Annotated in this window: 20 protein-coding genes and 1 pseudogene; 5 read left to right on the top strand and 16 right to left on the bottom strand. The window is 73.7% G+C overall.

The features are described 5' to 3' along the window. Window positions 1-17 precede the first annotated feature (17 nt). From B446_RS34720 to B446_RS38550, 12 genes and pseudogenes are all read right to left on the bottom strand, one after another. Entirely contained in the window at window positions 18-509 is a 492-nt protein-coding gene (locus B446_RS34720; RefSeq protein WP_020937461.1) for an ATP-binding protein, read from the bottom strand. A 69-nt stretch (window positions 510-578) separates the two neighbouring features. Next, window positions 579-722 carry a hypothetical protein gene (locus B446_RS38575; RefSeq protein WP_162473327.1) on the bottom strand — a complete coding sequence of 48 codons (144 nt, stop codon included), beginning with the start codon at window positions 720-722 and terminating at the stop codon, window positions 579-581. Between the two features lie 285 nt (window positions 723-1007). Continuing rightward, window positions 1008-2804, bottom strand: coding sequence for a SpoIIE family protein phosphatase (locus B446_RS34715; RefSeq protein ID WP_020937462.1), 1797 nt, complete (start codon window positions 2802-2804; stop codon window positions 1008-1010). Between the two features lie 250 nt (window positions 2805-3054). Next, window positions 3055-3267: a hypothetical protein gene (locus tag B446_RS34710; protein ID WP_020937463.1), complete on the bottom strand. Its 213-nt coding sequence runs from the start codon at window positions 3265-3267 to the stop codon at window positions 3055-3057. Window positions 3268-3419: 152 nt separating this feature from the next. Further along, entirely contained in the window at window positions 3420-4517 is a 1098-nt protein-coding gene (locus B446_RS34705; RefSeq protein WP_020937464.1) for a winged helix DNA-binding domain-containing protein, read from the bottom strand. 58 nt (window positions 4518-4575) lie between these two features. Next, entirely contained in the window at window positions 4576-5529 is a 954-nt protein-coding gene (locus B446_RS34700; RefSeq protein ID WP_020937465.1) for a potassium channel family protein, read from the bottom strand. Between the two features lie 273 nt (window positions 5530-5802). Further along, window positions 5803-6519: a DUF1345 domain-containing protein gene (locus B446_RS34695; protein WP_043474429.1), complete on the bottom strand. Its 717-nt coding sequence runs from the start codon at window positions 6517-6519 to the stop codon at window positions 5803-5805. Window positions 6520-6731: 212 nt separating this feature from the next. Continuing rightward, window positions 6732-7136 (bottom strand): hypothetical protein, encoded by a 405-nt coding sequence (locus B446_RS34690; protein WP_020937467.1) that lies wholly within the window; start codon window positions 7134-7136, stop codon window positions 6732-6734. A 700-nt stretch (window positions 7137-7836) separates the two neighbouring features. Then, entirely contained in the window at window positions 7837-8655 is an 819-nt protein-coding gene (locus B446_RS34685; protein WP_043477071.1) for a class I SAM-dependent methyltransferase, read from the bottom strand. 242 nt (window positions 8656-8897) lie between these two features. Continuing rightward, window positions 8898-9224: an STAS domain-containing protein gene (locus B446_RS34680; protein ID WP_020937469.1), complete on the bottom strand. Its 327-nt coding sequence runs from the start codon at window positions 9222-9224 to the stop codon at window positions 8898-8900. Then, window positions 9224-12880, bottom strand: coding sequence for a SpoIIE family protein phosphatase (locus B446_RS40605; protein ID WP_237751098.1), 3657 nt, complete (start codon window positions 12878-12880; stop codon window positions 9224-9226). Before B446_RS40605 ends, B446_RS34680 begins: the two co-directional genes overlap by 1 nt. A gap of 262 nt (window positions 12881-13142) precedes the next feature. Next, window positions 13143-13682, bottom strand: a pseudogene (locus B446_RS38550) (PAS domain-containing protein); the annotation flags it as partial. A 557-nt stretch (window positions 13683-14239) separates the two neighbouring features. Between B446_RS38550 and B446_RS40600 the strand changes: the two are divergent. From B446_RS40600 to B446_RS39515, 4 genes are all read left to right on the top strand, one after another. Next, window positions 14240-14617 (top strand): STAS domain-containing protein, encoded by a 378-nt coding sequence (locus B446_RS40600; protein WP_020937470.1) that lies wholly within the window; start codon window positions 14240-14242, stop codon window positions 14615-14617. Between the two features lie 114 nt (window positions 14618-14731). Next, window positions 14732-15100, top strand: a complete 369-nt coding sequence (locus B446_RS34660; protein WP_020937471.1) for a hypothetical protein — start codon at window positions 14732-14734, stop codon at window positions 15098-15100. A 112-nt stretch (window positions 15101-15212) separates the two neighbouring features. After that, on the top strand, window positions 15213-15827 hold the full coding sequence (locus B446_RS34655) for a LuxR C-terminal-related transcriptional regulator (RefSeq protein WP_158506725.1): 615 nt from the start codon (window positions 15213-15215) through the stop codon (window positions 15825-15827). 443 nt (window positions 15828-16270) lie between these two features. Then, window positions 16271-16993 (top strand): hypothetical protein, encoded by a 723-nt coding sequence (locus tag B446_RS39515; RefSeq protein ID WP_162473328.1) that lies wholly within the window; start codon window positions 16271-16273, stop codon window positions 16991-16993. A 472-nt stretch (window positions 16994-17465) separates the two neighbouring features. Here B446_RS39515 and B446_RS39390 read toward each other — a convergent pair whose 3' ends face one another. Together B446_RS39390 and B446_RS34645 are read right to left on the bottom strand one after the other, a co-directional pair. Beyond that, window positions 17466-17636: a hypothetical protein gene (locus B446_RS39390; protein WP_158506727.1), complete on the bottom strand. Its 171-nt coding sequence runs from the start codon at window positions 17634-17636 to the stop codon at window positions 17466-17468. 372 nt (window positions 17637-18008) lie between these two features. Continuing rightward, the gene (locus tag B446_RS34645) at window positions 18009-18542 is read right to left on the bottom strand and encodes a 2'-5' RNA ligase family protein (protein ID WP_020937474.1); all 534 of its coding nucleotides are present in this window, start codon (window positions 18540-18542) and stop codon (window positions 18009-18011) included. 314 nt (window positions 18543-18856) lie between these two features. On the opposite strand from B446_RS34645, the gene B446_RS34640 reads away from it, so the two are divergent. Further along, window positions 18857-19192 (top strand): hypothetical protein, encoded by a 336-nt coding sequence (locus B446_RS34640; protein ID WP_043477077.1) that lies wholly within the window; start codon window positions 18857-18859, stop codon window positions 19190-19192. Between the two features lie 229 nt (window positions 19193-19421). Here the strand turns inward: B446_RS34640 and B446_RS40860 are convergent, their stop codons facing one another. Beyond that, window positions 19422-19670, bottom strand: coding sequence for a DUF6098 family protein (locus tag B446_RS40860; protein ID WP_272945903.1), 249 nt, complete (start codon window positions 19668-19670; stop codon window positions 19422-19424). A gap of 21 nt (window positions 19671-19691) precedes the next feature. Further along, complete coding sequence (locus tag B446_RS38540) at window positions 19692-20054, bottom strand: DUF5133 domain-containing protein (RefSeq protein ID WP_420010350.1); 363 nt, start codon at window positions 20052-20054, stop codon at window positions 19692-19694. Window positions 20055-20214 lie beyond the last annotated feature (160 nt).

Raw genomic sequence — 20214 nt, 5'->3', positions numbered from 1 at the left:
AAGCGCGGCCGGATGCTCTACAGGGGGCGGCGCCCGCTGACGGCGCCGCCGGGGTCGTCCGCGAGGGCGATGCGGACGGTGATGCGTTTGCCGAGCGACTCGCGTCGCGCTTCGAAGCCGCGCGCGACGGCCATCACGATCTCCAGGCCGTGCTGGCCGACCCGGCCGGCGTCCGCGGCCCGGGCCACCGGCAGCACCGGACAGGCGTCCCACACCGCGACCTCGACCGTGTCACCGGTGATTGCCAGGTCCAGCAGCACCGGTCCGGGGGCGTACTTGCGGGCGTTGGTCACCAGCTCGCTGACCACCAGCTGGGTGAGGTCCATGGCGCGCTGGGAGACGGGCAGGCCGTGTTCGGCCTGGACCCGGGTGAGGAACGCGGCCGCCAGATGACGGGCCCGGGCGATGTCCGTACCGTCCCCGACCAGGGCCGCACCGGTCTTGAGCACCGGCCTGCCCAGCTCCGCGCCGTCCGCCGGCGCCGGGTCCGGTTGTCTTACGAGCGTCATTCGCCCCCCTCGTCGCAGCATCCCGGCGCGTGTACCCGCGAAGCCGTGGTTCATGTCCGGGGATGTTTGTCAGCGCTGCTCCTCACGGAGCCGGGCCATGACGGCCTCCAGCTCCTGGAAGGCCTTGTCCTCGTCCTGTGGCGAACTGCGCTGAGTCCGCAGGAGGCTGTCCCGGCCGGCCCGCATGCGGGCGTAGAGATCGAAACGACGCAAGGCTTCCTCGATCAGATCGTTCGAGGCAGGACGCTGAGGCGGCACGGGGTGGCCTTTCGGGCATGACGGTCGGATACGCCGACCAGACTTCCCGGCACCCCACACGCCTCCCGGCGTGACGCGAGCACCCTACCCGCCGTCCGCCCCGGCGCGTGACCCGCTGCGGGGCGCCGAGGCGCCGATGGTGTGGGCCGGTGCCGTCTGCCGTGGCCGCCGTCGCCGCAGCGGTGGCGGTGCTGTGGCGGTGCGGTGGCGGGAGGCGCGGGGTGGCCGCTTCACGCCGGATCACGCCGGATCGGGGTGGGGCGGGTGGGTGACGCGCAGGGCGAGGAGGGCGATGTCGTCGCCGGGCGCGTCGCCCGCGACGCGGTCGGCGATCGTCTCCAGGAGTTCCTCCAGCGGCCAGTCCTCGCCCTCGTGCAGGAGGGCGCAGGCGCGCTGGATGCCGGTGTCGATGTCCTGGCCGGGGCGTTCGACGAGCCCGTCGGTGTAGAGCAGGAGGGTGGCGCCGACGGGCAGGTGCAGGCGCCGCTGGGTGCGGTGGCGGCCGTGCAGGCTGGGGTGGAGCAGCAGGTCGTGGTCGTCGAGGTGCTCGCAGGAGGTGCCGGGCCGGGCGAGCAGGGGGGCGGGGTGGCCGGCGTTGGTCCAGGTCAGGGTCCAGCCGTCGGCGGCAGGGGCGAGATGGGCGTGGACGAGGGTGCCCGACAGGTCCAGGCCCAGTGCGGTGTTGGCGCTCTCCAGGGCCTGTACGGCGGTTGCGGGGCCGCCGTCGGGGTGGTCGTGGTCGGCTTGGCGGAGCATGCTGCGGGCCTGTCCCATCAGGGTCGCGGCGCGCATGTCGTGGCCGGTGATGTCGCCGATCGTCACCGCCAGCGTCGCGGTTTCGCCGCCGGGGCACGGAGCGCGGTCGAGGGGGTAGGCGTCGTACCAGTCGCCGCCGACCATGTCCTGCGCGGCCGCGGGACGGTACAGGGCGGCCGTGGCCAGGCCGTCGACGGCGGGCAGGTCGGTGAGCATGGCCTCCTGCAGCCGGCGGGCCACGTCGATGCGGTCGTCGAGGAACTGGGCCCGCTCCAGTGCCTGCGCGGCGTAGCCGCTGACGGCGTACAGGACGGCGCGTTCGGCCACGTCGGGCCGGTGTTCGGTGTCCCAGGCCAGGGCCAGCGCGCCGAGCGTGCGGTGGGTGCCGGCCAGCGGCAGGCACACCATGGAGGCGAAGCCGAGGCTCTCCCAGCGGGCGGCCGCGTGCCGGCCGTAGGCGGCGCGGACCTCGTCGACGCCGTGCACCTCCACCAGGCGTTTGTCCCGCACGGCGCGGGCCGTGGGCCAGGCGCCGTCGTCCGGGTCGACCTGCGGCGCCTGCGGGTGGGCACGCGCCGGTCCGCGGGCCCGGCCGGGACGGGGCGCGGGTTCGAGGCTGAAGCCGACGTAGACCGGTTTGAGATCGCTGGTGATCAGCTCACCGACCTGGGTGCGGACCTCCTCCACCCCGGCGGTGTCGGCCAGGACCTCCGAGGCCCGCAGCACCAGTTCGGAGCGTGCCAGCAGCGCGGCGGTCTCGGCGCGGGCCTCCTCGGCCTGCCGGGAGACGATCCGCAGCCGCAGTTCCGCCGTGCACGCGGCGGCCAGGTCCTCGAGCGCCTGCACCTCCCGCTCGCTCCACCGGCGGGGCCGGGTGTCGACCGCGCACAGCGCGCCCAGGACGGTGCCGTGGGGGTCGGTCAGCGGCATGCCCGCGTAGCCGGCCGCGCGCAGGTGGGTGACCACCGGCCCGCTGCGCGTGCGCGGGTCGGTGCGGGCGTCGCTCACCACCAGCGGGGCGCCGGAGCCGACCACCAGCGCGCACAGGGAGTCGGCCAGTGCGGCCTGCCGGGACACCGACCACGGCCGGCCGGCCCCGGCCATGCCGGGGAAGACCTGCCGGCCGTCCTCGGCGAGCGCCACCAGCGCCACCGGCACGTCCAGCACGTTCGCGACCAGCCGCGCGAAGCGGTCCATGCCCGCGTCCGCCGACGCCGACAGACCGGTGCGTGCCAGTGCGGCCAGCCTCCTGGTGCGAACCGCGTCCTTTTCGCCCGCCACTGCCTACGAGACCTTCCCTGCCGTCGTGCCGCGGAACACCTGACAGCGTAGACAGATACCCCGAGACCGATCAGGCACCTACCGCACGGCCGGGAGGTGTTCCCCGGACCGCGTTCGGGTCCGGCGAGGCCCGCCGGGCGGTGCCCAGTCGCACGGTTTCCGTACGCCATCGGCACGGTTCGGGGCAGGAGGCAGGGTGGGGTGGGCGTGTCCGGCGCACCCGAGCAGGCGTGCGAGCAGGCGCCCTTGGCTATTCGTAGGTGGACAGGGCCAGGCCGAGGCCGAAGAACGTGGGGGCCCATTCCCCGACGAAGATGCCCCACCGGTCGGCACGCTCCTCGCCCTTCTTCTCCACTTGGAGGGAGGCGGCCCAGGAGATGACGCTCAGGCCGATGGAGACGAATGCGGCGGCGTAGGCGTGCTCGGCTCGGATGCCGGATTCGTGCAGCTTCTTGACGATCATCGCGGCTGGCTCCCTGATTCGGCGTGGGGTGACGGTTCAGTCTCATCGCAGCCGGCCGGACTCGGCGAGTGCTGAGAGACCGTTCGGTCCTCTCCCGCAGCGCACACGCCATGGGCGTGCCTGAACCTGGGCCGGGAGCCGGGCGGGGGCTCTCAAGCGGACCGGCGGCAAAAGCGGCTCACGTCTTCGGTCTCCGCGTCCACTGCGGCCCGGGTCCCGGGCGGCAGCGGTGCGAACGCCCGTACCGTGATCGAGCGGCCCGCGTCGCGGCGCGCCCAGGTGGCCACCACCAGGCCGTCGGCGACGACCGTGGGCCGGATGACTCCGCCTCCCGGCCAGACGTCGGCCTCGTGCGCCGCCGGGACGCAGGCTTCGCGACTGCGGTAGCCGAGCAGGTAGTTGTCCAAGGCGGGGAGCATCCGCACGTCCGGAGCGCCGGGAGCGCCGGGAGCGTCGGGCGGGTACTCCCGTTTTCCCGCCCGTGCGGCGAGCGTGGTGAGGTCGCCGTCCGCGGTGATCGCGGCGGCCCGGGCCAGCGTGTTCCAGGCCCGGCGGGCCCAGGAGAGCGGCAGCCCGGACCAGACGGCGAAGTCCTGCGGGCCGGCCGGCGCGTGTGCGGCCAGGTAGCGGCGGGCCAGCTCGGCAAGAGCCGCGTCCCCGTCCGCCTCCCGTCGGCCGCCGCCTCGGGGCAGCCAGTCGTCGAGCAGGACATAGGTGGCCTCACCGGCGCGGCGGGGGCCGTGGCACAGGACGCCGGTGAGTGCGGCGTGGCGGATCAGGTGGAAGGGCGCCTGTCCATCGGGTGGGATGCCGAGAGGGGTGAGGTGGCCGGTCAGCTCGGCCCGGGTGAGGGGGCCGTGCGTGGAAAGGACCTGCCGGATGAGGTGGTCGGCGCGCCGGCGCAGCTCCTCGTGCAGGCCGAGCTGGTGGTAGCGGCGGCCGGTCGCGGCAAGGATCCGGGGGGCGAGCAGGGCCAGGAGCGGGCGGGCGTCCTCACTGCAGACGGTGTGCAGGGTGCCGCGCAGGTACCAGCCGCGGACGATGCTGCGCTCGTCCTCGTACGCCGCGCGGACGGCGGGGGCGGTGATGTCCGCTCCCCTGGCCCGGATGCCCAGGTCGGCGGCCATGGCGTCCTGGGCCTGCAGGGCGCAGACCCGGCGGACGACCGCCTCGGCCGTGGCCTCCCGCACCCCGCCGGCCAGGGCCTGGGCGCAGGCCCGTCGCAGGCGGACACGGTCGTACTCGGGCATCAGGGTTTTCCTCGTCCGGCGCGATCCTCCTTGCGGGTGGGGAAGGGGGGCGGTGGGGCTAGTCGTCCTCGATGGGGCGCAGGGCTCCGGGGTCGCCGAACACGATCATGGTGTCGCCGGCCTGTACGGCGGTGTCGGGGTCGGGGTTGGGTTCCAGGGTGCCGTCGGCGCGGCGGATCAGCAGGGGCAGCGCTCCCCCGCAGGCCTGTCGCAGGGGCCGGCCCACCAGGCGGGAGCCGGTGTCGAAGCGGATCTCCTCGATCCGGACGTCGGAGCTGCCGGCCCGGGTGAACTCCAGGAAGTCCACCACGTGCGGGCGGACCGCCAGCAGGGCCATCCGCCGGCCGCTGGTGATGTAGGGGGAGACCACGCTGCTCGCGCCGGCGTGGGTGAGGCGTTCGGCCGAGGCCGCCTCCGAGGCGCGCGAGACGATGGCGAGCGAGGGGTTGAGGGAGTGGGCGATCAGGGTGATGTAGACGTTCTCGGCGTCCGAGTCGACCGCGCAGACCAGGCCGCGGGCGTGTGCGATGCCCGCGCGGCGCAGCACCTGTTCGGAGGCGGCGTTGCCGATCAGGTAGGGCGCACGCTCACGTTGCAGCTGCTCTTCCAGGGCGGTTTTGTTCTCGATGACGACGAAGGGGACGCCCTCGGCCTCGAACTCGCGGGCCACGGCCTGGCCGACGCGCCCGTAGGCGCAGACGATGAAGTGGTCGCGCAGCGTGTCGATGCGGTGCTGCATGCGCCGTTTCCTTCCCGCGGGCCCGAACCGTCCCTCCACCAGGGCCGTGCCGATCAGCCCCAGGACCGCGACGAAGAGGGCGACCCCCACCACCGCCAGCGCGGCGGTGAAGAGCTTGCCGGCCTCGGTGAGCCGGTCGGCGCCGGAGAAGCCTTCCGTGGTCAGCGTCATCACCGTCATGTAGACGGCGTCGGGCAGCGAGAACCCGAACAGCGTGTACCCGCCGACGCCGGCTGCGAGCAGCGCCAGGAGGGCGAACGCCGCCAGGAGCACTCGCCGGCCTGTGCGTGGCGGCCACACAGCACCTCCTGACCCTCGCCCTTTTGTCTTCAGTGTCCTCGCCGGGCCCCGGGCAGCAACACGGAAAGACGGCGCTGCGGCGCCGGACCGGGGCCGGGCGCGGGCGAGGCCGGGCGGGGCCGGGCGGGGGACGTGGAGTGTGCGGTGCATGTGCGCCGTGCGGTCGTCTGCGTGTGCGGTCGTGTGTGTGCGGCCGGTGGGTGTGTGCGGCCGGTGGCGCGACGGTCCGGAACGCCCCCCGGGGGGTCAGTGCAGGATGCTGACGGCCCGCGCGATCACCAGGAGCGAGGTCAGCAGGGCGGCGATGCTCTGGATGCTCATCATGGCTTTGGCGCGGGTGGACAGGGGCATGGTGTCGGTCGGGCTGAAGGCGGTGGAGTTGGTGGTGGACACGTACAGGTAGTCCACCAGGGTGGGGACCCAGTCCGAGGTGGCGCTGGCTCCGTCGGCGACTTCCTGGACGGCGTCGTCGTTCTCGTCCTGGGAGAAACGGAAGTCGGCCAGGGGCAGGGCGGAGCGGGGTGCCTGGGTGCGGCTGACCGGGCCGCCCCGGTCCAGTTCCCAGTAGGCCAGCCCGAAGACGATGATGTTGGTGAGCCACACCTGCAGTGCGGCCACCAGCAGGGAGCGGCCGTCCTTCACCCCGGCGTACACCAGTTCGTGGATCAGGATGGCCAGCGCGACGAGGTTGCTGATGGCGATGACGCCGACGAGTGTCAGCGACAGCACGCGGAACGTCTTCGTCTGCCGGGTCAGCCGTTTGGGGTTGATCGCGATGAGCGGGATGAGCAGCAGGCACTCCAGGGCGGGCAGCACGTACCGGGGAGCGATCAGGAGCCGCTGCGGCAGCAGCAGGTACAGGGCGATCGCGGCGAGGGTCGCGACCACCGCCGGCAGCCGTGCCTCTCCCCTGCGCTCGTGCCGGGGATGCCGGGTGCTCGCTTGTGTCCGCGTACGTGCCATGCCACCCGGCCTTCCGGTCGTTCCCCGCACGAACCGTGCCACGGCGCCTCGTGCACCCGCACGGTGGCGCCGCAGCACGTCCAGCAGGTACCCCGAAGTCTGCGGCCCGTGCCTGCGGCTGTGGCAACCCGGCGGCCGGGGAAGGGGGCAGCGCGAAGTCCGCGCCGGTTGGTTCCTCGGCGCGGACTTCGGGCGGAGCGGAAGGGGCCGGGTCAGACGCCGGGGATGCGGGCGCAGACGGCGGTGACGGTGACCTGGACGGGGAACTGGCTGGCGTTGCGCAGGGTGCCCCGCCAGGTGCGGCTGCTGGTCGGCTCGGTCTCCATGAGGTACACGCCGCTGCTGATCAGGGGGGTCTCCGAGACGCCGCCGCCCGTGACCACCGTGCCGGAGGGGCAGGTGGCGGTGATGGTGCACAGGCCGTCGGGGTTGCACGTCTGGGTGTTGGACACCTGCACGTAGCGGGGATGCGGCTGGGCCTGCTGGTGATGAGCCGGAACGGCCGCCGCGGCGGGAGTGACCGCGCTCAGGGCGAAGAGAGCCGGCAGGGCCGTGAGGCCGGCGGCCCACACACCTCTGTAGCGGGGAAGCGGACTGAAGCGGCGTCCGGCGCGCATGGCTGACCTGCTTTCTGTGACGAACTGTGCACTGCGTGGGGAGGCTTGGCGGCCCGGATGCGGGCGCCTTGCTCATGGTGCGCCGGGCACACCGGCAAGCAGAACAGACACACCCATATCAGCATCTTGTTGGGCCAACCGTGGTCCCACCGTGTGCAGGACGGCGTCGCCCGGGTCGCGCCTCTCCCCCGGTGTCACCGGCGTCCGGCTGCGCGAGCGGTCCCCTCCTTTCGCCGCCCCGGCGGCCACCTTTCGGCCGCCGGGGCGTAGACCGGCGGCCCTGTGCCGTAGACCGTCGGCGGACGGCCCTGCCCGGGCGGCCCTGCCCGGGCGGCCCGGGGCAGGGTGGGCCGTATGCAGAAGCCTGATGAGTGGGTGCACAGGGGGCGGGGGCTCACCCGGGCCCGGTTCCTCGCCGGGATGGCCGCCCGCGGGGGTGGCCGCGGGCGGGCTGACGGCGGGTGCCGCCCCAGCGGCGGGGGCGCGGGCGGCGGGGGCGCGGCCCGGGCTGCGGCACCGGGGCGTCGTCTACCCCGTCGGCGAGGGCGGGACGCCGGGCACCGTCTTCCGTGCGGCCCGGATGCGGCGGGACGTGGCCGTGATCCGCGACCGGCTGCACGCCGAGACCGGCCGCTGTACCGCCCGGCTGAGCCGTGCGGAGCCGTGCGGAGTTCGGGGGGGGCGTGGGAGGGAAGGCGTGCTACCGGCGGACCGCCGAGACCAGTCCGCCGGGGCCTTCCTCGTGGCTCGGCGGGGTGCCGGCCGGGCGGCCGTAGGCGGCGGCGCGTTCGCGCAGGGTGTGGGTTTCGGCGTCCCAGCCGTGGCCGGCCAGCCAGCCCACCGGGTCGTCGGGCATCTCCGAGACCCACAGGGACGCCGCCGACCCCGGAGCGGCGTCCGCGCCGAAGCGCTCGATGACGCCGCGTGAGCCCAGGGTGAGCCCCATCCGGCTGCCGGGCGCCGACCGTGCGCCGATCCGGGACAGCAGCAGGTCCACCGCGTCCCTGGGCAGGTAGATCAGCAGTCCTTCGGCGATCCACACGGTCGGTGTGGCCGGGTCGTGCCCCGCGGCGGCCAGCGCCTGCGGCCAGTCCTCGCGCAGGTCCACCGCGACGGGGATCCGGCGGCAGCGCGGGACGGCCTGTTCCTGGCGCAGCACCTGGTCCTTGAAGTCCAGGGGTTGGGCGGTGTCGACCTCGAACAGGCGGGTGTCCTCGGGCCAGTCGATGCGGAAGGCGCGGCTGTCCATGCCGGCGCCGAGCAGCACGACCTGGCGGATCCCCGACGCGCATGCCTGGTGCAGCAGGTCGTCGAGGTACTTGGTGCGGATGACGATGGAGAAAGCCACGGCCAGCCGGCGGCGGCGTGCGGCCTCGTCGCCCTGGGGCGGTGGGGGCGAGGAGGGCCACAGGCCGCCCGCGGCGGCGAAGGCCCGGGCCAGCGGGTCACGGAAGAGCGGGTCCGCCCGCTCGGTCTCCAGTGCCCGCACCCGGGCCACCCCGACCGCCGTGGCCCACACGCCCGACGGCTGCACCCCCACCCGCTCCCGCACCCGCTCCCGCACCCGCTCTGGCGCCGGCTCCGGTTCTGGCTCCGGCGCTTGCTCCGGTTCTGGCTCGGGCGCTTGCTCCGGCTCCGGCGCTTGCTCCGGCGCTTGCTCCGGTTCTGGCTTCTGCTCCTGGGTCATCGCGCCAGCCTAGGCGGCGTGACGTGGTGTCAGCCGGGCAGGCCGGCGGCTCCTGCCGCGCCGCCCAGGGCTGCTCAGGGGCACGGTCTGGGGGGCGAGGGCCGGTGGTCGGGGCCCAGGGCGTGCACGGTGGCGAGGTCGGTGAGACCCGAGACGGTCAGGACGGGCTCCAGCAGGGGGGTGACGAGGAGCTGAAGCCGGTCGGCGTGGGCGAAGAGCACGCTCAGACCCGCGCTGTCGAGATATTCCACCCCGGTCAGGTCCACCACGACGGGGCCCGCGTGTGCGTCGAGGGCCTCGGCGAGGGAGCCGGCGTTGCTCATGTCGATCTCACCGGCGACCGTCAGGCACACGGTGCCGTCCGGGCGGCGGCCGGAGGTGAGGGTGAGCGGGGTGGTCATCAGGAGATCCTCATCTGCATGTCGACGGTGGTGCCGGACGGGCCGGGTGTGATGGTGACCTGCTCCATCATGGCCCGCATCAGGGTGATCCCCCGGCCGCGGTGGGTGTTGCGCTCGGGCTGGGGGGCCTTCCACAGGCCGCTGTCGGCGACCGTCAGGCGCAGGTGGTCGACCAGGGCTTCGGCCCGCAGCCGCACGGCCTGGCCGGGGGCGTGGCGGTGGCCGTGCTCGATGGCGTTGGCGCACGCCTCGCCCGCGGCGACGAGGACGTTCTGCACATCGCGCGGGGGCAGTTCGCACTGGGCGAGCCAGCTGCGCAGGGCCTTGCGCACGGGTGCGAGCTGGGCGGACTCGGCGGGGAAGGACACCTGCAGCGGGGCCGGGTGGCGGTAGAGCAGCAGGGCCACGTCGTCGTCGTAGCCGCCGTCCGGTGCGAGCCGGGCCATGATGCGGGTGGCGAGGTCGTCGACGGGCACGTCACGGCCGTCCTGCACGGCGGCCCCGGCCTGGTCGATGCCGTCGCTGAGCGGGCGGCGGCGTCGTTCGACGAGCCCGTCGGTGTACAGCAGCAGGGTGGCCCGGGCGGGCAGGGTGCACGAGGTCTGCGGGCGGTCTCTGCCCGGCCGTACGGCCAGCGGCAGCGAACGTCCTTCTTCCAGCAGGCGGGTGGTGCCGTCGGGGTGGGCGAGGATGCCGGGCGGGTGGCCGGCGCTGGAGTAGGTCAGCTCGCCGGTGCCGGGGTCGAGGACACCGCAGAAGACGGTGGTGCACAGGGCGCCGGGCACGCTCGCGGCGAACTGGTCCAGGGCCATCAGCGTGCGGGCGGGGCTGGGGTCCTGCAGCATCAGGGCGCGGCAGGCGCTGCGCAGTTGCCCCATGACGCTGGCCGCCTGAAGGCCCCGGCCGACGCAGTCGCCGACGACGATGCCGATGCGTCCGTCCGCGAGGGCGACGGTGTCGTACCAGTCGCCGCCCACCTCCAGCGGGCGGGTGGCGGGCTCGTAGCGCACGGCGAAGCCGTCGGGGAGCTGGGCCGGTCCCAGGATGGCGCGTTGCAGGGCGAGGGCGGTCTCGCGCTGCTGGTCGATCTGGTGGGCGCGGACCAGGCCCTGGGCGAGGTGCCCGGCGAGCAGGGAGAGCAGCAGTTGGTCCTCGGCGGTGAAGGGCCGGTGTTCGCCCAGGTCGATCCAGCAGGCGAGCGGGCCGTCGGGATGGTCCAGCAGGACGCCGGCGCCGGTGTCGTCGGCGAGGGGGGTCAGGGTGGGCCGCCCGCGCAGCCGGGTGAGCAGTTCCTGGTGCCGGGCGGGCAGATCCTGCCAGTGCAGGCCCGGGTCGGTGGCGGTGAGCAGGGGTGCGTCGGCGCGGGTGAAGAGGGCGGCGACCACGCTGCGCGCACGCCAGAGGGATTTGAGCCTCTCCAGCGCGCCGGCGAGGGCTTCGGGCAGGCTGGCGGCCGTGGACAGCGAGGTGCTCAGGGCGGCCAGGGCCGCATCGCGCTGGACGGCGTAGTGCTCGGCGGTGACGTCCCGGAAGGTGCCGACGGTGACCTGGCGTCCGGTGTCGGGGTCGCGGGCCTTGTTGTAGGTGACGGTGACCCACAGGCGGTGGCCGTCGCGGTGGCGGACCGGGACGGTGTAGGAGCCCTGGGGGTTGTGCAGGAGGTCGGCGAAGGCGTCGCCGACCTGGTGGTGGGCCTCGGGGTCGGTGGCGGCGTCCGGCCACCAGGGCTGGACGGGTGCGTAGGGCAGGTCCTCGGGGCCGTAGCCGAGGATGTCGGTGAAGGCGGTGTTGATCTCCACGACGGCGCCGGACTCGTCGCAGACGAAGAACGCCTCCTGCAGGGAGTCGATCAGCGCGGTGCGCCAGCGCACGTGGTGGGTGCGCAGGCGGGCGAGGTGGACGCTGGCGCGTACCCGGGCCAGCAGTTCGGCGGCGGCGAACGGTTTGACGAGGTAGTCGTCGGCGCCGGCCTGCAGTCCCTCGATCGACGCCTCCTGCCCGGCCCGGGCCGACAGCAGCAGCACCGGCACCGAGGCCGTGCGGGTGTCACCGCGCAGCCGGGACAGCAGCGCCAGCCCGTCCAGGCGGGGCATCATCACGTCGCTGACGACGAGGTCGGGGATCTCACGGCGGGCGGAGTCGAGCGCTTCGACGCCGTCCCGGGCGGCGGTGACCTCGTACCCGGCGCCGGTCAGCAGGCGGGTGAGGTACTCGCGCATGTCGGCGTTGTCGTCGGCGACCAGCACCCGGGCCGTGCCCGCAGGCCCCGGCGGTCCCACAGGCCCCGCAGACCCCGCAGGCCCCGGCGGTCCCGCAGGCGCGGGCGTGTCCCCCACCGTGGCCCCCGGGCCCGCACCGGCGGGTGCGGTGGCGGACGGGGCGACGGTGGGCGAGGTGGCGGGTGCGGTGCCGGGCGGGGTGCCGGGCGGGGCGGGGGTGTTGCCCGGCAGCGCACCGGCGGGTGCGGCGCCGGACGGGGTGGCGGGTGCGGTGCCGGGCGGGGTGGCGGGTGGGGTGGGGGTGTTGCCCGGCAGCCAGCGCAGGGCCTCCTGGACGTAGGGGTCGGCGCCGGCCGAGCCGGCGGTGCCGCGGCCGGCGGGCATCACGCAGTCGGCGGGCAGGTGCGCGGTCCCGAACGCCAGCCGGATGGTGAAGGTGGTGCCCTCGCCCTCGGTGCTGTGCGCGCCGATCGTGCCGCCGTGCAGGCCGACGAGTTCGCGCACCAGGGCCAGCCCGATACCGCTGCCCTCGTTGGAGCGGGCGCGGGCGTACTCGATGCGGTGGAAACGCTCGAACAGCCGCGGCATCTCCGCCTGCGGCACACCGATCCCGGTGTCGGCGACGGTGACCACCGCATGGCCGCCCGCCCGGCGCACCGCGATACGCACCGATCCGTCGAAGGTGAACTTCAGCGCGTTGCTCAGCAGGTTGAGGACCACCTTCTCCCACATGCCGCGATCGACGTACACCGGTTCGTCCAGGGGCGGGCAGTCCACCTCGAACACGAGGTGGGCGCGGTCCATCGCCGAGCGGAAGACACTGGCCAGCTCCGCCGTGGCGGCGGCCAGATCGACCGGCTCGAAGCAGGCCTGCATCCGGCCGGCCTCGATCCGGGAGAAGTCCAGCAGCGTGTTGACCAGCTTGCCCAGCCGCAGCCCGTTGCGCACGATGACCTCAACTTCGCGCCGTACGGGCTCCTCCGCACCGGCCAGACGGGTGCGCAGTTCCTCGGCCGGACCCATGATCAGGCTCAGCGGGGTGCGGAACTCGTGGCTGATGTTGGAGAAGAACGCGGTCTTGGCCCGGTCGAGTTCGGCGAGTTCCTCCGCGCGCCGCTGCTGCGCCTCGTAGCTGCGGGCACTGCCGATCCCTGAGGCGATGTGCCCCGCGGTCAGCTCGACGAAGCCCCGGTAGCCCTCGTCCAGCACGCGGTACCGGTTGAGCGCCGCCACGAAGAACCCGTAAGGGGCACTGCCCTGCTGCAGGAGCGGGACCACGAGAGCCTGCACGGGGGGTTCGGGCCAGTCACCGGCGGGCAGGCCGGCGAACACGTCCCCGGCCAGCGGCACCAGCACCGCCTCGCCGGCGGCCAGGGCCGCGACGGGCCACACCGTCCCGGCACCGGCGGCATCGGCGGCATCGGGGGTGTCCGGCACGCCGGGAGTACCGGGGGCGCCGAGGGCGCCGGGCGCGTTGTGGCTGCCGGGCGTATCGGGCGCGGCGGGGGCACCGGGCGTATCGGGAGGCGGTGAGCGCGCCGCGGGTGTCAGGCGCGCCGGGGCTGCCGGGGGTGCCGGGCGCGCCGGGGGTATCACGGGCGGGCGCGCCGGGGGCGTCGGGCGCGTCGGGGGTGTCGGGCGCGCCGGGGGTGCCGGGCGTCTGGGACGGGAGGGTGGCCGGGGCGGCTGGGAGGGTGGCTGGGAGGGTGGCTGGTGTGGCCGGGTGGCCGGTGCCGATACCGGTCGCCCCGGCCAGCCGGGCGGTGTCCTCGTCGAACAGGTAGGTCAGGGTGAAGGGCAGGTCCTTGCGGTTGCGGGCCAGCTGCCGGTCGGCGAAGGCCAGCACCTCCTGCTCGGTGCGGATCACGCTCGGGTCCGAGCCCAGGTCGCGCAGCGTGGCCATGCGCCGCTCGCCGATCACCCGGTCGGTGTCCTCGCTGACCACGCACAGCATGCCGACGACCGTGCCGGTGTCGTCGCGCAGCGGACTGTAGGAGAAGGTGTGGTACGTCTCCTCGCTGTAGCCGGAGCGTTCCAGGAACAGCAGCAGTCCCTCGTCCCAGGTGGCCTGCCCCGTACGCAGCACGGTCTGGATGCGGGGGCCGATGTCGTTCCAGATCTCCGCCCACACCTCGTTGGCGGGCCGTCCCAGCGCCCACGGGTACTTCCGTCCCAGGGTGTCGCGCCGGTAGGCGGCGTTGCAGAAGAAGGTCAGCTCCTCGCCCCAGGCCATCCACATGGGAAAGCGGGAGGACAGCAGGATGCTGACGGCCGTCTGCAGGCTCTGGGGCCACTGCCGCGGCGGGCCGAGCGGTGTGGCCGCCCAGTCCACCCGGGCCAGGTCACGGCCCACCTCCCGGTCGGCGGTGAACACGTCACCGGCCGCCTCCTCAGGCTGCGGTCGGCGCCCCGGCTGCTGTGCACGCTCCACCAGACACCCGTCCCTTTCGTACCCCGCCCACCCTGGTGGACATCCCCGACATCTGCCACACGCACGCGTCTCACAACGGCGTGCCTATGCCCTGCCTGCCCCCGGAATGCCACCTGATGCCCGGTCCCCGTCCCGCCCCGTCCCGCTCCCGTCCGCCCCTCGCACGGTCGACGGTTTCCCGGCTCCGGCCGGCATTCTTCCGGAGCCCTCGAACGCCCGGCCGACCAGAGGAAGTTCCGGCTTTCCCCAGGCGGGCACTCGCGCCCGCGGCGGATAATCCTGGCGGGCAGCAAAAGACCCGCGGCGAACGACCGCCGGACAAGAACACCCCCCGGCCCGTCGTGGCCGAGCACACAGGAGTCCTGGTGAACGACACAGAGGGCACGCTGGCCATCAGCGTGCACCCCTCCCCGGCCGGCCCCGTGGTCCTGCGCCTGGCCGGAGAGCTGGACCACCACACCGGTGCCCGTCTCGGCCGTGCCGTGGAGGACCTGCTGCACAGCCCCGGCCCCGGCCCCGCTCCCGGCATCGTCGCGGACCTGTCCCGGCTGTACTACTGCGACTCCACCGGCATCACCACGATCCTCACCGCCCACGACCGCGCCCGGGCCACCGGCTCCTCTTTCTGCGTGGCGGCACCGAGCCCGGCCCTCGCCCAGCTCTTCCGCATGACGGGACTGGACCAGGTCCTCCCCTTCCACCCCAGCGTCCAGGACGCGGTCGAGGCCCTGAGCAACGACTGACGCCCCCCGTCCGCGGCGATACCCGCCGCCGGCCGAGGACGACACGACACCCCCGCAGACATCTGCCGTAAAAAGGCCGCCCCGGGCATTCGCGCGGACCACCAGGACCCCGAGGTGCGTGAAGACGCCGGTCTCCACTGCGCCCAAAAGCCCCTTTTCCTGATCAACTACCGCCGGCCCCCGACAGCCACCGACGGCCTGCTGTCACCCACGAAGGGGCGGAGTACAGCCGGCGCGCTGCCGGGGCGGCCCCCACAGCCCCCACGGCCCCCCGTCCGCCCTGCCGGCCCCCCGTCCGCCCTGCCCGCCCTGCCCGCCCTGCCCGCCCTGCCCGCCCTGCCCGCCCTGCTCCTGCTCCTGCTCCAGTGGGCCGATCGCGGCCCGGACGCCGCCGTCGCGGTAGCCGTCGTCCGGGAGGCAGCCGGCGGCGGTGCGGGCGTGTGGCGGAGGCGGCTGCGGGCGGCCTCGGGCGGCCGGGCGTGACGTGGTCGGCGGCTGTGGGAGCGGGCGGCCCCCGTCGCCGACCGTGGTCCCGCCCTGTCACATGGCCGATGGCCTGGCCTCGCCTACGCTGGAGCGTGTGATGAGCCCGTCCGTGACCCATCTGGCCGTCATCTGCGACTGGCCGCTGCTCCAGCTCGGTCTCACCCAGGCCCTCGAGGCGCAACCGGACATGAGGATCACGACGCTCGCCTCGTGCGTCGACGAGGTCGCCCTCGAAACGGCCGACGTCGAGGTGATTCTCCTGATCAACCTGCAGTCCCGCGATCAGGTGACCTCCCGCGAGGTGGCTCGGCTGTACCGGCAGGGACACGCCGTCATCGTGCTCTCCGCATCGGGCGCACCATCCGATGCCGTCCTGTGCATCAAGGCCGGTGCCCGCGGCTACTTGAGTCGGCAGACCGATGCCTGCGAGCTCGTCTCCGCCGTCCGCGCCGTCGCCTCGGGAAGCGACTATTTCGGTGCGAGTCTGGCCGGGCGCAGCATCCCGGCGCCCCCTCCGCACATCACCGGCCGGGAGAGACAGATCCTGCAGTTCGTCGCCGACGGCGCAACGGATCGTGAGATCGCCGCGAAGTTGAACATCGCCGAAAACACGGTTCACACGCATCTGGAGCGGCTGCGGAGAAAGAGCGGTTCCCGCCGTAGGGCGGAACTCACCCGATTCGCTCTGGAGAACGGGATCATCGAGGATGATCTCCTGGAATGATGAAAATTTCCTGGAATGATCACGGGGCCGTCGGTACCGCGTCCGGATGGATGTCGTTCAGGCTGGTGACGATGACGACGGACGCCGGATGCGCCGGCGCGGGGACCTGGATCAGCAGGGGGACGTAGACCATCTGCCCGTGCCGGAACTCCGCTTTCGCCGAAAGGCGGTAGCAGACAGGAGATTGGGGATTGCTCGACGTCGCGTAGCACCGGAGCACTGAATTCGCTCCGGCCGGGACGGTTCCCTCGGTCGCCGATGCGTCCCATGCGCCGGCGAGGCACACGGCGCCGGCGACTGCGAGGAGGACGCTTCGCACGGCTGCTCCGGCCAATTCGCATCACTCCGAAAGCGACGGGTGATCGGCGCCCCGCGAAAGTGTGACCCCCCGCGAGGCGCCGACGCCTGTGGAGACCCTTCAACGCTCAGCCCTGGGTACCGCCTTGCGTGTTGCCGGTGCCGCCACCCTGGGTGCCGCCCTGGGTGTTGCCGGTACCGCCACCCTGCGTACCACCTTGGGTGTTGCCGGTACCGCCACCCTGGGTGCCGCCCTGGGTATTGCCGGTACCACCACCCTGCGTCCCGCCCTGGGTGTTACCGGTACCGCCACCCTGGGTGCCGCCCTGGGTGTTGCCGGTACCGCCACCCTGCGTACCACCTTGGGTGTTGCCGGTACCGCCACCCTGCGTACCACCTTGGGTGTTGCCGGTACCGCCACCCTGGGTGCCGCCCTGAGTGTTGCCCGTACCGCCACCCTGCGTACCACCTTGGGTGTTGCCGGTACCGCCACCCTGGGTGCCGCCCTGAGTGTTGCCGGTACCGCCACCCTGCGTCCCGCCCTGGGTGTTACCGCCGCCGCCACCCTGCGTACCACCTTGGGTGTTACCGCCGCCGCCACCCTGCGTCCCACCTTGGGTGTTACCGCCGCCGCCACCCTGCGTCCCGCCCTGGGTGTTACCGCCGCCACCACCCTGCGTCCCGCCCTGGGTGTTACCGCCGCCACCACCCTGCGTCCCGCCCTGGGTGTTACCGCCGCCACCACCCTGCGTCCCGCCCTGGGTGTTGCCCCCCTGCTTGGGCTTCTTGTTGCAGTTGTGCTTGCACGGCTTGTCCGGGAGCAGGCGGTGTGCCTGTGTACCGTTGCCGACGTGCCCTTGAGTTGCTGAGACTGTGCCCGTCGGTGCGGGCGCCGCCGAGGCAGGGGTGCCGATGGCGAGAATTCCTCCCACCATGGCCGCCGACGCTATCGCGGTCGCAATCTGCTGCTTCTGGCGTTTCCCCACGAGCCTGCTCCTCTCTCCCAACACAATTGTGTCTACTGTCGCATTCAGGGATTCATGCGCCGGAATGATGAAAAGCGGAGACCGGTCGGGCGCAGGGCCGACCGTCAGAAACCTTTTTACGTGAGCTTCCATTTTTCCGTCGCGGGCAGCTGCAAAAGGTCACTCCACGCATGGGACGGGCGACCTGTTCAGAGGAGGAGACTGCTCGCCGCACTTGGATCCCGCCCGGTTGGCCCTCAAAGCCAGCACGACACACGAAGCGGGGCAGTACTCATGCTCCCCTCGTGTTACAGCGTCGTCAAATCAAGTCGAACCCGAAATATATTCAGGCGTCTGCGCTTGTGGTCAGAAATGACTACAGGCGGCCGGCGGAAATATTCAGGACTCGATCACGCAGAACGGGGAGTTCGGAGCGGCCCCCGCCGATCCGGACCAGGCCCAGGTCCAGGTCCAGGTCCAGGTCCAGCGTCTCCTCGGCCCGTACCGGCCTGGCGCAGGACGTTCCCCCCAGGGCCGAGGACCACACGGTGGCCGCCCCCTGCCGCATTCCGCCGTGGACGCCCGCCGCGCAGCATGCCGGTGGTGCGCCGCGGCCCGCGGAGTCGTGCCGGTGGGGAGCGGCGTGCGGTGTGGCGGGGCGTCTCGTCGCCGTCCCGCTCGACGACCGAGACCGGTGTGGAGCCGCGGAGCCGCACTCCGGCCCGGCTGTCGTACGACCAGGCGCCGGCCGTCCTCGCGCTGTTCGCGTGCGGCCAGGGTGTGCCGCTCCGGGGGCGTACCGCGGCCGCACGATTTTGCGTCGCCTGCCGGGGGCCGCCGGTAGGGCCGCTGCACGCGGGGGCGCGAGAAAGACATGGCGGTGTGACCGGCTCGACGACGCCGTGGGGTTCCGGGTGGGTCAGGGGCGGGGGGTGAGGATCTCCAGGGCGCCGGTGTCGGTGTCGTAGCTGCGCAGGGTGATGAGGCGGGCGGACAGGGGTGGGGCGGGCAGGAGACCGGGGATCTGCCGGTCGGTGAAGGCGCCGGGGCGGCGGGTGCGGCCGAGGGTGATGTGCGGGCTCCAGCGCGTGGGGTGGTGGAAGGGGTTGAGGGTCTCGGGCGGGCTGTCCGAGGCGACCGCCTCCCACACCCGGCGGTGCAGGCCGGCCAGCGCACTGTCGAGGTCCAGTGCCCAGGCCAGGACCGAGGTGGGCCGCTCGAAACGGACCAGGCCGGTGAAGCGCACCGGCAGCGGCAGGACGGCGGCCGCCCCGGCGAGTTCCCAGCGGATGGGTGCGGTCAGCTCGGGGCAGGCGGCCAGGGTGAGATGCGGGCTGTTGGTCGGCGAGGGATGCCGGGCCTGGCTGGGCAGACCCGCATCCGCGAGCCGCCGCCAGGCCTGCCGGACCGCCGTTTCCGCCGTCTCGTCCAACAGGAGCTCGACCGTGCGCACCGCCGCAGCCTACCGGCGCTCCGGATACACCAACCGGAAAGCCGGACAGCAAGCCGGTACCGGGGGGCCGGACAGCAGGCCGGTATGGGGGGCCGGGCAGCAGGCCGGTGGGCGTGGGCGGCCGGCAGGCCGGTACCGGGGGGCCGGGCAGCAGGCCGGTATGGGGGGCGGGCGGCCAGGCCGGTGGGGTTCGCCGGACGGCAGGCGGGTGGGCGTGGGCGGCCGGCAGACCGGTGCGGGCGGCCGGCTGGGGATGCTCTGAGTTGGCTCAAGTCGCTTGGCGGACACCGGGCATGGCGGTCAGTCTGATCTTCATGACAGCAATCAGGCACCTGGGCAGGAAGAGCGATGTCGTGCTGGCCCTGCGGGACGCGGACGTGATCGCGGCACAGTTGCGTCAGGCGCTGGCCGAGGCCTCACCGCAGGAGCGTCCCGGCCTCGAGCGCGCCGCCGCGCTGGTTGAGTCCACCGCCGCGGCGAGCGAGACCCGGCTGCGGGCCCGCTGGGTCCGCGACCGGCTGGCCGAGGCCGGCTTCAGCGGCGACATCACCTCCGTAGCCGCCGTCAAGGCCCTGCGCCAGGCGGAGCCGCGGCTGAGCCTGCTCGCGGCGGTACAACTGCAAAAGGACGCCGTGACCCACCCGGAATAGCCCCCGCGGGCACGGGCACCGCACAAAGACGGGTGCCCGGCATCAGGCGGGCGGTGGGTACCGGGCGGGGGCATGTATCGGGCGCCGACACCGGGCGGACGGCGGACGCCAGCCGTCGGGCGGGACGGGTACGGGCAGCGGGCGCCGGACACCGGACGGACAGCGACAGCGGCAGCGGCCGTGGCCGTGGCCGTGGCCGTGGCAGCGAGTGTCCCGGGATGTTTCTTTGTCACCGGGGCGTGGTGTCGCGGGCGAGGGTTCCCCGGGGGCCGGGCTGCTCGGCGATGAGGGCACACGCCCCGGTGGTGACCCGGTCACTGACCCAGCCCACGGGTTCGACCGTCCGCCACGAGGGGCACGAGGGGTTCGCTGTCGGGACCGCGGCCGCCTCCCGGCCGTGCAGCAGCCACGGCCTCGTCCGCGGGCCCTCGAGCCGGGGCGGACCGCAGCAGTCGTACAGGCGGCGGCCGACCCGGATATGTGCGCCTCGCCCGCACGCTCAGGCTTCGACGGCCGGCGAACCGGCCGAGAGCCCCCGGGCAGCCGGATCCCGGTCAAGGCCGTCTGTGCTACGGGCAGGCCGCGGACCGGACCCGGCGACCTGCCGCACACACCAGGCCCCGGCACCGGATGACCAGCCGGGCCCGTTCCTCCGAGCCGACGACCGCCGCCAGCGCAGCCAGAGGAACCAAGGCGGCCGGTCCCCCCGGCGCGGGGGCGCACCCGGGGCGGCGAGCAGGAAATACCCCTGCGGGCGGGCGCCGGTCAGCCGGCGGCGGCCGGCGGCCAGGGCGGCGCCGACGTCGCGGGTACCGGGGGCCACGCACAGCGTGCAGGCGACGGCACCCATCCCCCGACGCACCCCGGGGCCCTGAGTCTTCGGCGTGCTGCGCACGTTCGGACAACGCTCCCCCCCCCCGGGGGGGCCGCCGGTTTCGCATCACCGGCGAGCCGATCCGGGAACGGGCGTTCCACCGCCGGACACCGGGCATGCACACGAGTGTCCTTCCCGGTCGGCCCGC

The organism is Streptomyces collinus Tu 365, assembly GCF_000444875.1.
Taxonomy (GTDB): Bacteria; Actinomycetota; Actinomycetes; order Streptomycetales; family Streptomycetaceae; genus Streptomyces; species Streptomyces collinus_A.
Note: the sequence above shows the minus strand (reverse complement) of the source record. Positions and strands in the feature narration are given on the sequence as shown.

Bases quoted from the DNA above. Each gene is read 5' to 3' on its own strand.
- B446_RS34695 (WP_043474429.1), bottom strand. From the start codon at position 6,519: ATGGCACGTACGCGGACACAAGCGAGCACCCGGCATCCCCGGCACGAG.
- B446_RS34690 (WP_020937467.1), bottom strand. From the start codon at position 7,136: ATGCGCGCCGGACGCCGCTTCAGTCCGCTTCCCCGCTACAGAGGTGTG.
- B446_RS34680 (WP_020937469.1), bottom strand. From the start codon at position 9,224: ATGACCACCCCGCTCACCCTCACCTCCGGCCGCCGCCCGGACGGCACC.
- B446_RS34710 (WP_020937463.1), bottom strand. From the start codon at position 3,267: ATGATCGTCAAGAAGCTGCACGAATCCGGCATCCGAGCCGAGCACGCC.
- B446_RS34640 (WP_043477077.1), top strand. From the start codon at position 18,857: ATGACAGCAATCAGGCACCTGGGCAGGAAGAGCGATGTCGTGCTGGCC.
- B446_RS34720 (WP_020937461.1), bottom strand. From the start codon at position 509: ATGACGCTCGTAAGACAACCGGACCCGGCGCCGGCGGACGGCGCGGAG.
- B446_RS34705 (WP_020937464.1), bottom strand. From the start codon at position 4,517: ATGCCCGAGTACGACCGTGTCCGCCTGCGACGGGCCTGCGCCCAGGCC.